Origin of the sequence: Hyphomonas oceanitis, from assembly GCF_036964545.1 — a bacterium.
Lineage (GTDB): Bacteria > Pseudomonadota > Alphaproteobacteria > Caulobacterales > Hyphomonadaceae > Hyphomonas > Hyphomonas oceanitis.
Map to the genome: position 1 here is coordinate 351,177 of NZ_JBALTL010000001.1, position 15,080 is coordinate 366,256.

The following is a 15,080-nucleotide window of genomic DNA, read 5'->3' on the forward strand; positions in this document are numbered from 1 at the left end:
CGGGGCCTTGCCTTACGTCTGCGTCAACTCCATTACCTAGCCAGAGAAATGAATACAGGCATTGTACGACATGGCAGATGACATCCTCCCCCTCAGCAGCGCGTTCGCGGACGCAACCGAAGCCGAATGGCTGGCCGCCGTCGACAAGGCGCTCAAGGGCAAGGGTATCGACACAATCACCCGCACGACATCAGACGGGCTGAAGGTCCATCCGCTCTATCGCGAAAGCAACTTCCCCTCCGCGACCGACCCGCTCGGCACGCCCGGTGCGGCGCCCTACCTGCGCGGCGCCACCGCCGCGCCAGACGCATGGCTACCTTGGGACATCCGCCAGGCCTTTACCCATCCAGATCCCGCCACCACGAACGCTGAAATCCTGCGCGACCTTGAGCGCGGCGTCTCATCAATCGAACTGACGCTCGACCCAGCAGGCGAAAACGGCGTTCAGGTCCTCGGCCTCGCCGACCTGCAAACCGCGCTCGACGGCGTCGATGCCACGATTGCCACCATCGCCCTGGATCCGGTCGACGAACCCGGCTTCATCGCCGCTGGCCTGCTTTCCACATGGGCAGAAGGCGCTGCCGACCTTGGCGCATTTAAATTCGCGTTCAACCTCGATCCACTCGGCGCGCTCGCCCGCACGGGCACGCTTGCCGCATCGCTGGACGACACGTTCACCAACCTCGCCGACACGCTAGACCGCCTCAGCCCTTTCACAAGTGCCAGCCTGATCCGCATCGACGCCCGCATGGTGCACGAAGCCGGTGGCTCCGACGCACAGGAACTCGGCGCCCTGATCGCCAGCGCCGTCGACACGCTACGCCGCTTGCCAGAGGCTGACCTCGCCGCGCTCGCGCCGCGCATCACCTTCTCGCTGGCCCTCGATGCCAATTACGGCCTCGGCGTCGCCAAACTCCGCGCAGCCCGCCGCCTCTGGGCCCGCTGCCTTGAATTGCTCGAAATCTCGCCCGCGCCGATGCGCATTCAGGCCACCACATCTGCCCGCATGCTCGCGCGCTACGATGCATGGACCAACATGCTCCGCTGCACGACCGCCGCCTTCGCAGGCGCAGTCGGCGGCGCAGACGTGGTCACCGTCCGCCCGTTCAACTCATCGCTCGGCACACCGGAAGAACTCGGCCGCCGCATCGCTCGCAACACCCAGATCATCGCCATGGAAGAAAGCCAGCTTGGCCGCGTGGCTGACCCGACAGGCGGCGCCTGGTTCACCGAAACCTTCGCCGACGATCTCGCCAAGGCTGCTTGGGAAGAGTTCCAGACTATCGAACGCGAAGGCGGCTATGCCGACAGCCTCCTCTCCGGCGCGTTCCAGTCCCGCATCGCCGCCACACGCGACGCCCGCGCAAAGGACATCGCCAAGCGCAAGGTGCCGATAACGGGCGTCAGCGAGTTCCCGCTACTCGACGAGATCGCAGCGCCCACAGCCGACGCCGCCACACCAAAGCCTGCGCCCAAGGCGCCCGCCGCCGTGCTCACATGCACGCCGCTCGCCCCCATCCAGCTCGCCGCACCCTTCGAGGCCCTGCGCGATGCTGCAGCCGCCGCGAAGAAGGCGCCCGCCATCTTTCTCGCCACGCTCGGCCCCGTCGCTGAACATTCAGGCCGGGCAGACTTCGCCCGCAACCTCTTCGCCGCTGGCGGCCTCGAATCCAAAGAGCCGCCTGTCGTGCCGAAATCGGTTCCCGAACTCGTCGCCGCCTTCAAGGCCTCAGGCTGCCAGATCGCGGTCCTCTGCGGCAGCGACACGCGCTACCCGGACGAGGCCGAAGCCGCCGCAAGCGCCCTCAAGGCCGCTGGCGTCCGCCACCTCTGGCTCGCGGGCAAGTTCGAAGCGCCCGGCATCGACTCCAACATCTTCATGGGCTGCGATGTGCTCCACACATTAACGCTCGCGCACGCAGAACTGGGGCTTTCCCAATGACCAAATTTCCTGATTTCACCAAAGCCGAACTCGGTGCCCCGCACGTCAAGAGCGCTGCGCCATCCCTCGGCGCGCCATGGCACACGCCCGAAGGCATCGACGTGAAGACCGCCTTCACCGCCGAAGACACGAAGGGCCTAGACTTCCTCGACGATTACCCGGGCCTCGCGCCTTTCGGCCGTGGCCCTTACCCGACCATGTACACGAACCAGCCCTGGACCGTGCGCCAGTATGCCGGTTTCTCCACCGCCGAAGACTCCAACGCTTTCTACCGCCGCAACCTGGCCGCCGGCCAGAAAGGCCTCTCGGTCGCCTTCGACCTTGCCACCCACCGCGGCTATGATTCCGATCACGTCCGCGTCTCCGGCGATGTCGGCATGGCGGGCGTCGCGATCGACTCCATCTACGACATGCGCACGCTCTTCTCGGGCATCCCGCTCGACAAGATGTCCGTGTCAATGACCATGAACGGCGCCGTGCTGCCGATCCTCGCGCTCTACATTGCAGCCGCCGAGGAACAGGGCGTCACGCCCGACAAGCTGGCCGGCACGATCCAGAACGACATCCTCAAGGAGTTCATGGTCCGCAACACCTACATTTATCCACCCAAACCCAGTATGCGGATCATTTCGGACATCTTCGCCTACACGTCGCAGAACATGCCGAAATACAATTCCATCTCCATCTCCGGCTACCACATGCAGGAAGCCGGCGCGACGGCAGACCTTGAGCTCGCCTACACGCTGGCCGACGGCATCGAATACATCCGCGCAGGTGTCGCCGCCGGTCTCGATGTCGACAAGTTTGCCCCGCGCCTCTCCTTCTTCTGGGCCATCGGCATGAACACGTTCATGGAAGTCGCCAAGATGCGCGCCGCGCGCCTCATCTGGGCCAAGCTCGTCGAGAAAGAATTCAAGCCGAAGAACGTCAAATCCCTCAGCCTGCGGACGCACAGCCAAACCTCCGGCTGGTCGCTCACGGCGCAGGATGTTTACAACAACGTCATCCGCACCTGCCTTGAGGCCATCGCGGCAACCGGCGGACAGACACAATCCCTGCACACGAACAGCTTCGACGAAGCCCTCGCCCTGCCGACAGACTTCTCGGCCCGCATCAGCCGCAACACGCAGCTCTTCCTGCAACAGGAAGCTGGCGCCTGCCAGACGATCGACATGTGGGGCGGCTCCTATTACGTCGAGCGCCTGACGCACGATCTCGCCGCCAAGGCCCTCGCCCATATCGAGGAAGTCGAGAAAATGGGCGGCATGCGCAAGGCTATCGAGGAAGGCCTGCCCAAGCTCCGCATCGAGGAAGCCGCCGCCAATACGCAGGCCCGCATCGACAGCGGCACGCAGACCGTCGTTGGCGTCAACAAGTTCCATCTCGATGAAGACGAAGACGTGCCCGTGCTGAAGGTCGACAACGCCGCCGTGCGCCGCATGCAGCTCGACAAGCTCGCCCGCCTGAAAGCAGACCGCAACCAGGCCGAAGTCGACGCCAAGCTCGACGCCATCGCCAAGGCCGCCGCCGGTACGGAGGGCAACTTGCTCGCCCTCGCCGTCGATGCTGCCCGCGCCAAGGCCACTGTCGGTGAGATCTCTGAAGCCGTCGAACGCAGCCAGGGCCGCCACAGCGCCGTCATCCGCTCGATCAAGGGCGTCTATGGCGGCGGCGTCAAAGGCAACCCGCGCGCCGAGGATGCCAAGTCGCTCGCAGCTGTCTTCGAGAAGAAACACGGCCGTCGCCCGAAAATCTACATCGCCAAGATGGGCCAGGATGGCCACGATCGCGGCCAGAAAGTCGTCGCGTCGGCCCTCATGGACCTCGGCTGGGATGTCGAGATCGGTCCGCTCTTCCAGACGCCGGAAGAAGCCGCCGCCGATGCCCGCAAGGCCGGTGTTGACATCGTCGCCGCCTCTTCGCTCGCCGCTGGCCACCTCTCGCTGGTGCCGGAACTGAAGCGCGCCCTTGGCAATGAAGGCGCGGCCACGGCGCGCATCATCGTCGGCGGCGTGATCCCGCCACAGGATTTCGACGCCCTCTACGCCGCCGGCGCCACCGCCATCTTCCCCCCCGGCTCCGTCATCGCCGACAGCGCAATCAAGATGCTGGAAGTTCTGGAAGATGATGGCGTAGACGTGGCGGCGGAGTAGCAGCCATGATCGTCTCAACCACTCCCACCATCCAGAACCGCACGATCACTGCCTATAAAGGCATAGTCTGCGGCGAAGTGATTATTGGTGCGCACATCGGAAAAGATATTCTGGCCAGCTTCACCAACATTGTTGGTGGTCGGTCAGATTCCTATGAGCGCACGATCCGGGAGACCCGCGACGGGGCGCTGGATGAAATGATGCGCGACGCTGAACGCCTCGGCGCCAATGCCATTGTAGGCGTCAAATTCGACTATCAGGTCATCGGGCAGTCCGGCTCCATGATGATGGTCGCCGTGTCCGGTACGGCAGTTACTCTGGATTAAGCAGCCCTCATAACAAATGTTATGTACAGCTCGCGCCAGTCTCGAATACAAGAAACGAGGCGGGTGAGGAGCAAGTGTCCATGCCGACACGCAGATCGAGACTGGGCGAACTCGATCTTGTTGATCGTCTTCCCGACGTAATACCTCCCATCCTCATACAAATCGGTTTTGGCCTTATCTGTGTGCTGGCAGCTATCGGCGCCCGCATGGTGGTCAACGTGTTTGCCACGTCAGCGGGGCCGTACTCGCTCATCTATCCGGCTATCCTGATCTCCACGCTATTTGGCCGTTGGCAATCGGGCCTCATCACCTTCGTCGGGGCCTTTGCCTATGCTTGGTATGCCGTCCTGCCGTATCATTATTCCTTTGAGTTTGCTGATCCCGCTGACGGCGCCCGTACCATCGTAAATGGCTCAGCTGCCTTGGTCATCGTTATCTTCGCCGAACTCTTCCGCGCCGCCGTCCGGCGCGCCGTGCTCGAGCGTAATGCCCAGATCCGGACACATGAACTGCTGCTGCGCGAACTGGACCACCGCACCAAGAACAACTTCGCCATGGTGGCCAGCCTGCTGGAAATGCAGCGCCGCCATCACCCCTCGGAAGATGTCCAGGAGGCACTGGCCATTGCCGGATCGCGTGTCCACAGCTTTGCGGCCATTCACAATGCCATTTATAGCGGCGGCGACTATGTCGAGGAAATCAACATGCGCGACTATCTGTCGGCATTGATCCGCCAGCTGTCGGGCGCTCTCTTCCTCAGCGATACGGTCTCCATCACACTTGACTGCGATCCGGCAGACCTTCCGCGAGATACCGCTGTCGCCATTGGTCTCGTCACCAATGAAGTCGTCACCAATGCGGCCAAGCATGCCTTCGCTGAAGGCGACACGGGAACGATCCACGTTACCTTCCGGGCCAGCGAACACCAGCCATGGTGCCTCACCATTACGGATGATGGGCGCGGCACGCCCGGGAATGCCAAGCCCGCCAGCCCCCGCAGCGGCCTCGGCTCGCGCCTCATTGATGCCTTTGCCCGCAAGGCTGGCGGCGAACTGCGCACCGATTGGCCGGGCAAGGGCACCCGCGTCACCCTCACACTGTCTGACGAGGACTTCGGCGACACCTAGTCTCTTCCCTTTCGCCTCCTGACGTCCCAGACTGGCAAAAAAGCCGGAGGACGCAAGGCAATGGACGACTACGCAGATTATGACGCGCTGGGCCTTGCCCAACTGGTTCGCACAAAACAGGTCAAACCATCGGAATTGCTGGACGCCGCCCTTTCCCGTGCAGAGGGCGCGCAAGAACAGCTCAACTGCTTCTCGGCCCTCTTCCCCGACATTGCCCGGCAACAGCTTGAACAGCCCCTCGGCGACGGTCCATTCGCTGGCGTGCCTTTCGTCACCAAGGATCTCGCTGTGGACATCAAAGGCGCCCCCATCACGCAAGGCTCCGTCGCCTGGAAAGGGCATGTGGCCGCCGAGGACAGCACGCTGGCCGCGCGCTACCGCAAGGCAGGCCTCGTCTTCTTCGGCGCCACAACCTCCCCCGAGTTCGGCCTGACAACGACCACGGAATCCACCCTCTACGGCCAGACACGCAACCCATGGGATACCACCCGCACGTCCGGCGGCTCCTCAGGCGGCGCCGCTGTGGCTGTCGCCTCGGGTGTGCTTCCCCTCGCGCAGGCCAGCGATGGCGGCGGCTCGATCCGCATCCCGGCAGCCTGTTGCGGCCTGTTCGGCATGAAGCCCTCACGCGGACGCATCCCCATGGGCCCCGGCCGCACGGAAGGCTGGAACGGTCTCTCAACGGTCCACGCCCTAAGCCGCAGCGTGCGCGACAATGCCGCCCTGATGGATGCTACGCACGGCCCTGAAGCGGGCAGCCGCTACTACGCGCCATCCCCCGTCCGCCCTTTCCTTTCGGAACTGGACCACGACCCCAAGCCGCTAAAGATCGCCCTCTGGCGCACCGCGCCGAATGGCACCAAGCCCGATGCAGATGCAGAAGCCGGCCTCAAATACACCGCCGACCTGCTGGAAAGCCTTGGCCACACCGTCGTCGAAGCGGCCCCGCAAATGGACGGCGAAGCCCTCGGCAAGGCGGCCCTCTTCACGATTTCCTCCAATATCGCCGCCATGATAGACAACCGTGCCAAGGCGCTCGGCCGCCCCGTGCGCGAAGACGAGTTGGAGCCGATCACGTTCTCCATGGCGCAACTCGGCCGCACCGTGCCCATGATTGAACTCGCACACGCCAACAATGCTTTCCAGACCGCCGCGATTGCCTATGAGCGCTTCCTGGACGAAGGCGGCTTCGACATGACGCTGTCTGCAACGCTCTCTCGCGCACCGGAAAAGCTTGGCGTCATGGCCCTCACCGCGGATCGTGACACGATGGGCGCCGCTGTCGCCAGTTTTACGCCCCATTGCCCCGTCTTCAACCAGATGGGCGCGCCCGCCATGACCGTGCCCCTGCACTGGACCGCCCCAACGCCAACCGCGCCATCGGGCCTTCCTATCGGCATGCTGTTCGGCGGGCGGTATGGCACGGAAGCACTGCTCTTCGCTCTGGCCGGGCAACTTGAGCGGGCAGCGCCCTGGGCACAGCGCAGACCGCCCGTCTGGGTTGGTTAGGCCACGGCGTATATTGCTCTGCGACCTGAAAATGTGAGACATTTAGCCAAGACCGGACTTTGATTCCTGAAAGGATACCCGCATGCTGAAGTCTCTCGCCCTTGCACTTGCCGCCGCCAGCATGGCTTTCACCGCGTCCGCCGACGCAGGCAATCCTGACGCCGTTGCAGTCATGCTGCGCAATACGGACAGTACTAATGTCGCAATCGAGTGGGTGGATGATACGATTGCCCGCATTGATGCCAGTCGCGATGGCTACAATTATTCCATCCGTATGATGGATTGTAACGCAGAAAAATACTGCGTTTCCAACATGATCTTTGCGACGTTCGACATGGCTGGCTCACCTGCACTTGCTGACTACATGAAGGTCAATGAGTACAATGACAGCTACCCGTTCGGCAGGGCTTTTCTGATCGGCCAGCCGGATGAAGACGGTTATGTCATCGGTGTCGACTATACGTTCATGACGTCCGATGAGAACATGCTCGGCAAGGAGGAAGTGGACCTGTTCTTCGTCATCCTGGATTCATTCGTGACGCATATGCAGGAAGAAGGCTGATGCCTTTGCGCAGGCATGCAGGTGGCTGCCATTGCGGCGCTGTCCGCTTCGAGGTCGACCTGCCTGATGCCTTCGAGGTCGAGGATTGCAATTGCTCGATCTGTGCCATGAGCGGCAACATCCATGTCATTGTGCCCGCCAGCCGCTTCCGGCTGCTGAGCGGTCAGGACATGCTGACGGAGTACACATTCAACACGGGCGGCGCCAAGCACCTTTTCTGCAGCAAGTGTGGCATCAAGAGCTTCTACATACCGCGTTCAAACCCGGACGGTTTTGCCGTGACATGGCGCTGCCTGGATGACTGGCAGTCACTGGACGTAACCATCAACAGGTTCGACGGGCAGAACTGGGAAGCCAATGCGGGCGCACTTGCGCACAAATCACAAGGCTGAAGCGTCCCGATCAATCCTCGTCCGGCGGCGGGCCACCAACATCATCGCGCATACGCATCCTGCGACGGCCGCGATCATCACCCGGTTCGCGTGACAGCATTTCAGCCAGCGACTTGCGCTGCGCGAGAGTAAGGTCGCCCATCCTGTGAACCAGCGACTCCTGGATTGTCGCGTGCACGGTCTCATCAGCAATGCGCAGGCTCGCAAACGCCTTGCGCACAGCTTCGGCATCATAGGGGTCAATCTGCAGCGCCTCGCCAAGTTGCTTGCGTACGACGCGCCGGTCTTCCACTTCCTTTTCGGCAGAGCGGAAAGACTCCATCATCATCTTGCGAACGACCATGCGGTCTTCCTGGCTCGCGCCTTCCAGCATGGGCGGACGCGGGCCGTCGCTGCCATCCGGTCCGCGCCCGTGCATAGGCGAGCGCAGCGCCATGCCGATCAGCAGGCCAACCAGCAACAGGTTGGCCATAACAGAAAGCGTCAGCCAGAAAGGGATCCGGCGGGTTGGACGGGTCTCGCTCATTGAGCGGCCTCCTGCGTGTAAGTCGTATCAAAGCCCAGCGCGGCATAGACGAGCGTATCGACGGGGTCTTCAGTGGTGCTTGTCGGGGCAGTTTGGGCCGTTCCGAGTCCAATCGCGAGCCCAATGGCGAGCGAAGCCAGCGCACCAATAGCGGGCCAGCGGGGCATGGCGGCAAACCAGCTCCGGCGCTCGGCCCGTGCACGCGGCGCACTGTCGATCAGGGCAGCCGTCAGCGCAGCCGAAGGCATCACCTCCGGCATGCCGCCCAGAAGCACATCCATGTCGCGCGCCGCTTTCAGCTCCGCTGCAAAGCGTTCAGGCGCCTTGGCAAGAAGGGCCTTGGCAGCGTCGCGCTCGCTTTCCGGATAGGCATTGGCATCCGCGCCCCAGGCTTCGATCAGTTCGATCAGCCGTGCATCGGTCATTGTCTGCGTCATGCCTCACTCCTCTCCATCAATACGGCCCGCAGCGCTCTGCGCGCGCGTGCCAGTAAACTCTCCAGCGCTTCGACGCTGATTTCCATTATGTCTGCCGCTTCGGCCTGAGAATGGTCCTGCAGCGCGCATAGCGTCAAGGCAGCGGCCTGGCGCTCCGGCAATGCGGCGATAGCGGCTTCCACCGCTTTCACACGCTCTGCCTGGTCGAGCGCATCGTCAGGCCGCAAGGCCATGTCCACCTGCTCCGGCGGTTCAGCCATGGTCGCTTCGCTGCGCTTGCGCAGCCGGTCATAGCAAAGGTTCAGTGCCACCCGGTGCAGCCAGGTCGAGAACTTCGCCCGTGGTTCCCAGTCCGGCAGGGCCTTCCAGGCCCGGATGAATGTTTCCTGCGTCACGTCCTCAGCCTCCCCCCGGTCGCCCAGCATGCGCGTGGCAAGCGCCAGCACACCGGGGCTGTAGCGATTGACCAGCGCCGAAACCGCCTGCCGTTCGCCGGCAGCCGCACGCGTGATCTGGTCAAGGTCTGATGAGAACGCCACGAAACCGTGTCTATCCTGCGATGCCGCAAAGTGGAAACGCCTTCACCACAGGTCGGCAATGAAAAGCGGGTTGCCAGGCGAGCCGGACGCAAGTGAGTCTGCGATGCAAGGAAAGGAATTCGCATATCATGCCTCCGGCCCGCCTGGCTGTCCGTTAGCCCGGCCTATTCAGCGTCTGGCGTTTCAGGCGGTGCACCGTCTCCGCGATGGACCCATTTGCCGCGATGGTCTTTCATCTTGGCGCGGGCCGCTTCACGTTCTTCCTCGGTCACAGTGCCGTCACCATCGGTGTCCATGCGTTCCATGCCGCGCATGGGCCGGGTCTCGAATTCAGCCTTGCTGATCTTGCCATTGCCGTCAGTATCGAGCTTAGCAAACATGGCTTGCTGGCGTTCGGCCTTGCGCTTGGCTTCCATGGCTTCATGGTGCGCATTCATTTCGGCCAGTGTCAGCGAGCCGTCCTTGTTAGCGTCGGCCTCGGCAAAGATCTTGGCCTGAAAGGCTTCAACTTCTGCTTTTGAGATGTCGCCATCGCCATTGGCATCCACGGCTTTTATATGTTCGCCGCGCATGCCGCCATGACGGTCACCACCGCGTTCGGCCTGTGCGGCCAGCGGCACGGCAACAACCAGTGCGACTGATCCAAGAAGTGCTGCGAGTGTTATACGTTTCATGAGGTATTCCTCCGTTATCGTGATTAACCCATCACACGTTCAACGGAGGTCGGTCGCTAATCCGTCGCGACCAGGTGCAGTTTCCTTACAGCAATCTCATGAACCTTGGCTTTCAGGTCCGCGAGCCGCGCCTCCAGCGATGCGAAATCCTCGGCGCCAACAGCGCGGCATAGCCTGTCTTTCAGCCCGTCCGGAATCTCGTCCGCTTCCATGTCGCTGCCTATCGCAAGGCGCTGAACCTGTTGCAGTGCATGCAGGTAAGCCAGGGCTTCCTCCAGCACGCCATAGTCCGCATCGGGCTCGGCTGCGCTGGCTGGAATACCCTTCAGGGCGTCCTCAACGTTTGGCCAGATGCACTCCGGCCGGCCCGCCATCAGCATGGCTTCCTGCACGATGAACTCGATATCGATCAGGCCGCCCTGTTCTGTTTTCAGGTCCCAGAGGCCCTTGCCCGGCTTTTCCTTGTAGAGCCGCATCCGCATGTCGGACACATCCTGCGCAATCTGCCCGGAATCCTTCTCTGCCCGCGCAGCAATCGCCGCCTTGGCCACCGTCAGCACACTTGCGCCCAGCCCGGCATCGCCAGCCACGAAGCGTAGCCGCGTCAGCGCCATATGTTCCCAGGTCCAGGCCTCGTCATTCTGGTAGCGCTCGAAGGCCGACAGGCTCACGGCCACTGGCCCGCCCCGCCCTGACGGCCTGAGGCGCATGTCGACTTCATAAAGCGCGCCTTCCGCCGTCGGTGCCGTCAGCGCCGTTATCAGGCGCTGCGTCACACGCGTGAACCAGCTTTGCGCCTCCAGCGAGGGAGCGTCATAGATCACGATGATGTCGAGGTCAGAACCCGCCGTCAGTTCGGAACCTCCCAGCTTGCCCATGGCAAACACGCCCCATGTGCCCGGCGCCTCGCCGTAGCGGCGCACGGTCTCGACTTCAGCGGCAGACGCCATCTGCCGGATCGTCTCATCGGCCAGACGCGACCAGTGAACCGCCGCATCGGAGGCATTGATCAGTCCGTGCAGCAGGCGATGCCCGATCAGGAAACTCTGCTCGCGATGATACCGGCGCCAGTCATCCAGCGCCGCGTCAAAGTTCGTTGCCGCATCCGCGCGCGGGGGCACAGGCGCATCGCCGCTCACCAGTGCCTCCAGCAGATCCGGCCGGCGCGACAGGATTTCCGCAAGGCGCGGCGCCAGCGCCAGCGTCGCCACAAGATCGTCCAGCAGGTCCGGCTTGGCGAGCAGCATGGACAGTGTCTGCACGCCGGAGGACAGCCCGCTGAAGAAGCGCGAGAACCAGCGGAACGCCTCGTCCGGTTCGCCGGTCTCGCCCATCGCGGTCAACATGCGCGGCAGGATCGCCGTCAGCAATTCGCGCCCGCGTACCGTACGTGTCGCCGGCACACTGCCCCGGTGCCAGTTGCGGATCGTGCCGATCGCGCGGCTCGGGTCGGTAAAGCCCAGCCCATCCAGCGTCCGCACGGTTTCCGGGTCGTCATCCACACCCGTGAACACGAGGTTGCCGATGTCGCTGGCGTCGTCCTGCTGGCCTTCATGCGCGAAGAGGCCGTCATAGGCTTCCTGCACCAGCTGCCGCGTCTCCAGGAGGTCCCGGTCGAAATCGGCAAGCGAGTCATAGCCGCACAGCGCCGCGACGCCTTCGCGTTCAGTTACATCAGCAGGGATTGTATGGGTCTGCTCGTCATGGCGCATCTGGATGCGGTGTTCGACATTGCGCAGCGCCTTGTAGGCGACTGACAGCGCCTCAGCCGTGCCGCCGGTCACAATGCCCGCATCCCGCAGCGCCGCCATGGCGCCCAGCGTGGAATTGTCCCGCAGGGCGGGATGACGCCCGCCGAGGATCAGCTGCTGCGTTTGAACGAAGAACTCGATCTCGCGAATGCCGCCCGGGCCCAGCTTGATATCCGGCGCCGGGTTCTCCAGCCCTTTGGCGCCGATCTTGGTATTGATCATGCGCTTGATCGCCTGGATGTCGTCAATCGCCCAATAGTCGAGATTGCGCCGCCAGACATAGTGGCTCATCCGCTGAATGAAGCGCGCCGCCGCCGCACTATCGCCCGCCGCCGCACGCGCCTTGATCCAGACCATCCGTTCCCAGTTCTGGCCGACACTCTCGTAATAGACGTCCGCCATATGGGTCGATACGGCAAGCGGCGTCGAAGAGGGGTCCGGCCTCAGGCGCAGGTCCGTCCGGAAGACATATCCATCGGCCGTAATCTCATCGAGCAGTCTGACGACATCCCGCATCACGCGCTGGGCTGTCTCGCCCGGCGTGCGGTCCCCGCCGTCAAAGCTGTCCGGCTCATAGAAGGCCGCGATGTCGATATCGCTGGAATAATTGAGTTCAAATGCGCCCATCTTGCCGAGCGCAAAGATGAAGATGCCCGTGTCGGTCAGGCCCCGGCTTCCCAGCGCCACACGCAAGGCCGCCTGAACCGACGCTGTCGCCAGCTCTGTCAGCGCCGCCGTCACCTGCATCACGTCGCGCTGGCCCGACAGGTCGTCGGCCGCCAGCGACAGGTGCACCGCCGCCTTGGCCTTGCGCAGCACGCGCATGGCGTCCTCAATGGGCGTATCCGCCGGCAGGCCGGTCACATCCGCCAGGGCCGCCTCGAAACTGCGCGCCTCGGTCCGTTCCGACAGGCGCCGCAGGTAAGGCGCATTCGCCAGCGCTGCGGCCAGCGCAGCCTCAGGCGTGGCGGCAAGAGGGCGTATCTTCAGCATGGATCAGGCCCTCGGCAGACGCAGGACTGCCTTCAGGCCGGGACGTTCCGGCGGGCCGCCCGCATCCTGCAGCATCAAGCGGCCGCCATGCATGTCAGCCACCGAATCGACCAGCGACAGGCCAAGGCCCGAGCCCGGCTGCGTACGCGCGGAATCGAGCCGCTGGAACCGCTGGACCACGAGCGCCCGCGCGGCCTCAGGCACGCCCGGCCCCGAATCCACGACGGTCAGGTCTATTGTCCCGTCCGGCCCGCGCTGCACGGTGAACGAGATCGCCCCGCCGGCCGGCGTATATTTCACGGCATTGTCGAGCATATTGGCCAGCGCCTGCCCGATCAGGTCGCGGTCGCCAAGGATCATCATGTGCCGTGCGATCTGGCTCTTGAACGAGAGCTCGGCCTCTTCGCAGGCCGGATCGAAAAGTTCCGCCAGCTCTTCGGCCAGTTCGCTGACATCCATGCGCACCCGTTCGCCCTCGGCGCCCGCTTCAAGGCGCGCCAGACGAAGGATAGCGTTGAACGTGGCCAGCACGCGGTCAACTTCCTCAACCGTCTCGCTGAGCGTCGCATTCGCAGCGTCCTGCGACAGCGGCTGCGACAGTGCGATCTCGAGCCGGTTGCGCAGCCGCGACAGCGGCGAGCGCAGGTCGTGTGCGATGGCATTGCCCGTGTTGCGGGTGGCATCCACCAGCTTCTCGATCTGGTCGAGCATGGCATTGATGCGCTGGCCCAGCCGGTCGAACTCGTCGCCCGATCCGCGCACCGGCACGCGCCGCCCCAGCTCGCCGCCCATCACCGCTTCCGCCGTGCGTGCCAGGTCATCGGCTCGGCTCGCAGCGCCGCGCGAACTCAGCACGCCGCCCAGCAGCGACAGGAACAGGCCAATCGGCGCCGCTATGAAGATGGCCCGCTGGATGCGCCCCACGATAGCCGTCTGCTGCGCCGTGTCGAAGGCCACCAGCAGCGCCCCGCCATTGTCGCGCAGGCGAACGAACTTGCCCGCCGCCGAACGCACGATGACAGAACCATCCGGCTCAGGCTGGTCAAAATCGAAATAGACGGTCTTGGAATCGGCTTCCGGTGGCGCGACGGGCATGCGCCCGAAATGCCCGGCAATCTTCCGGCCGGACGAGTCCTCCAGATAATAAAAATAGGTCGAGCCCGTGCGCGTCATGCGCTCCAGCACGGACTGGCTCAGCCGTTCCATGCCGCCGGTAAAATACGCGTTGCCCAGCTGCTCGAACTCAAGGTCGAGCCGCCGGTCGGATTCGTTGCGGATATAGTACACCGTCGAATAATAGAGATAGACCAGCAATGCGGCCGAGAACGCCGCAAACATGGCGCTGTAAAGCAGCGCCAGTTTGAACGTCGTCGTACGCAGGAAGGTCGGCAGGCCGAGTTTCATGACTCGCCTCGTGCCAGTCTGTGGGCGGGCCGTCTAGCCCTGCAAACGATAGCCAGCGCCGCGAACAGTGTGCAGCAGGGGCTCATCGAACTCCTTGTCGATCTTCGCGCGCAGGCGCGAGATGTGCACGTCGATCACGTTGGTCTGGGGGTCGAAATTATAGTCCCAGACCTTTTCGAGCAGCATCGTGCGGGTCACGACCTGTCCGGCATGGCGCATGAGGTATTCGAGCAGGCGGAATTCGCGCGGCTGAAGATCGATCTTCTTGCCGGCACGGGTCACCTTGCGGCTGAGCAGGTTCATCTCCAGGTCGCCGGCCTTCAGCGCGGTAACCTGTGGCTCACCCGCCTGACGACGGCCGAGGGCCTCGACACGCGCCGCCAGCTCCGAAGGCGCAAAGGGCTTGGACAGATAGTCGTCCGCCCCGGCCTTCAGGCCCTGAACGCGGTTCTGGACATCGCCCAGCGCCGAGAGGAAGAGGGCCGGCGTGGTGCCGCCGGCCTCCCGGTATTCCTTCAGCAGGGTCAGGCCATCCTTGGCGGGCAGCATGCGATCCACAACCAGCGCATCGAAATCGGTCGAGCGGGCCAATTCGAGACCGCGCTCACCATCAATCGCCTTGTCGACGCTATGGCCTGCTTCCAGCAGCACCTTTTCGATGAAGTTCGCCATCTCGGCATCATCTTCAATGACCAGTACGCGCATAGTGTCTCCCACGGCTGTATTCTCCACCAAGGTGTCCTGC

At 63.4% G+C, this 15,080-nt stretch carries 14 protein-coding genes; 7 read left to right on the top strand and 7 right to left on the bottom strand.

All coding sequences use genetic code 11. The features are described from left to right. The first annotated feature begins 70 nt into the window (after positions 1-70). The 7 genes from V7651_RS01840 (at position 71) to V7651_RS01870 (ending at position 8,011) form a co-directional block, all read left to right on the top strand. A complete protein-coding gene (locus tag V7651_RS01840) occupies positions 71-1,942 on the top strand; it encodes a methylmalonyl-CoA mutase family protein (RefSeq protein ID WP_335611993.1) in 1,872 nt (623 codons plus the stop codon). Then, on the top strand, positions 1,939-4,095 hold the full coding sequence (gene scpA, locus V7651_RS01845; protein WP_335611994.1) for a methylmalonyl-CoA mutase: 2,157 nt from the start codon (positions 1,939-1,941) through the stop codon (positions 4,093-4,095). The genes V7651_RS01840 and scpA overlap by 4 nt, the downstream gene beginning before the upstream one ends. Before the next feature lie 5 nt (positions 4,096-4,100). After that, complete coding sequence (locus tag V7651_RS01850) at positions 4,101-4,421, top strand: YbjQ family protein (RefSeq protein WP_035537336.1); 321 nt, start codon at positions 4,101-4,103, stop codon at positions 4,419-4,421. A gap of 80 nt (positions 4,422-4,501) precedes the next feature. Continuing rightward, complete coding sequence (locus V7651_RS01855) at positions 4,502-5,548, top strand: sensor histidine kinase (RefSeq protein WP_335592207.1); 1,047 nt, start codon at positions 4,502-4,504, stop codon at positions 5,546-5,548. A 60-nt stretch (positions 5,549-5,608) separates the two neighbouring features. Beyond that, positions 5,609-7,057: an amidase gene (locus tag V7651_RS01860; protein WP_335611995.1), complete on the top strand. Its 1,449-nt coding sequence runs from the start codon at positions 5,609-5,611 to the stop codon at positions 7,055-7,057. Positions 7,058-7,139: 82 nt separating this feature from the next. Next, complete coding sequence (locus tag V7651_RS01865; RefSeq protein WP_035537328.1) at positions 7,140-7,619, top strand: YbjN domain-containing protein; 480 nt, start codon at positions 7,140-7,142, stop codon at positions 7,617-7,619. Further along, a complete protein-coding gene (locus V7651_RS01870; RefSeq protein ID WP_335611996.1) occupies positions 7,619-8,011 on the top strand; it encodes a GFA family protein in 393 nt (130 codons plus the stop codon). Before V7651_RS01865 ends, V7651_RS01870 begins: the two co-directional genes overlap by 1 nt. 10 nt (positions 8,012-8,021) lie before the next feature. Here V7651_RS01870 and V7651_RS01875 read toward each other — a convergent pair whose 3' ends face one another. From V7651_RS01875 to V7651_RS01905, 7 genes are all read right to left on the bottom strand, one after another. Further along, positions 8,022-8,537, bottom strand: coding sequence for a periplasmic heavy metal sensor (locus V7651_RS01875; RefSeq protein ID WP_335611997.1), 516 nt, complete (start codon positions 8,535-8,537; stop codon positions 8,022-8,024). Then, positions 8,534-8,974, bottom strand: a complete 441-nt coding sequence (locus V7651_RS01880) for a hypothetical protein (RefSeq protein WP_335611998.1) — start codon at positions 8,972-8,974, stop codon at positions 8,534-8,536. Before V7651_RS01880 ends, V7651_RS01875 begins: the two co-directional genes overlap by 4 nt. Beyond that, positions 8,971-9,513, bottom strand: a complete 543-nt coding sequence (locus V7651_RS01885; protein WP_335611999.1) for an RNA polymerase sigma factor — start codon at positions 9,511-9,513, stop codon at positions 8,971-8,973. Before V7651_RS01885 ends, V7651_RS01880 begins: the two co-directional genes overlap by 4 nt. Before the next feature lie 164 nt (positions 9,514-9,677). Then, positions 9,678-10,187 (bottom strand): EF-hand domain-containing protein, encoded by a 510-nt coding sequence (locus tag V7651_RS01890; RefSeq protein WP_335612000.1) that lies wholly within the window; start codon positions 10,185-10,187, stop codon positions 9,678-9,680. 56 nt (positions 10,188-10,243) lie between these two features. Next, positions 10,244-12,931, bottom strand: a complete 2,688-nt coding sequence (locus V7651_RS01895; protein ID WP_335612001.1) for a bifunctional [glutamine synthetase] adenylyltransferase/[glutamine synthetase]-adenylyl-L-tyrosine phosphorylase — start codon at positions 12,929-12,931, stop codon at positions 10,244-10,246. 3 nt (positions 12,932-12,934) lie between these two features. After that, entirely contained in the window at positions 12,935-14,335 is a 1,401-nt protein-coding gene (locus V7651_RS01900) for a HAMP domain-containing sensor histidine kinase (protein ID WP_035537319.1), read from the bottom strand. Between the two features lie 33 nt (positions 14,336-14,368). Continuing rightward, entirely contained in the window at positions 14,369-15,040 is a 672-nt protein-coding gene (locus V7651_RS01905; protein ID WP_035537317.1) for a response regulator transcription factor, read from the bottom strand. Positions 15,041-15,080 lie beyond the last annotated feature (40 nt).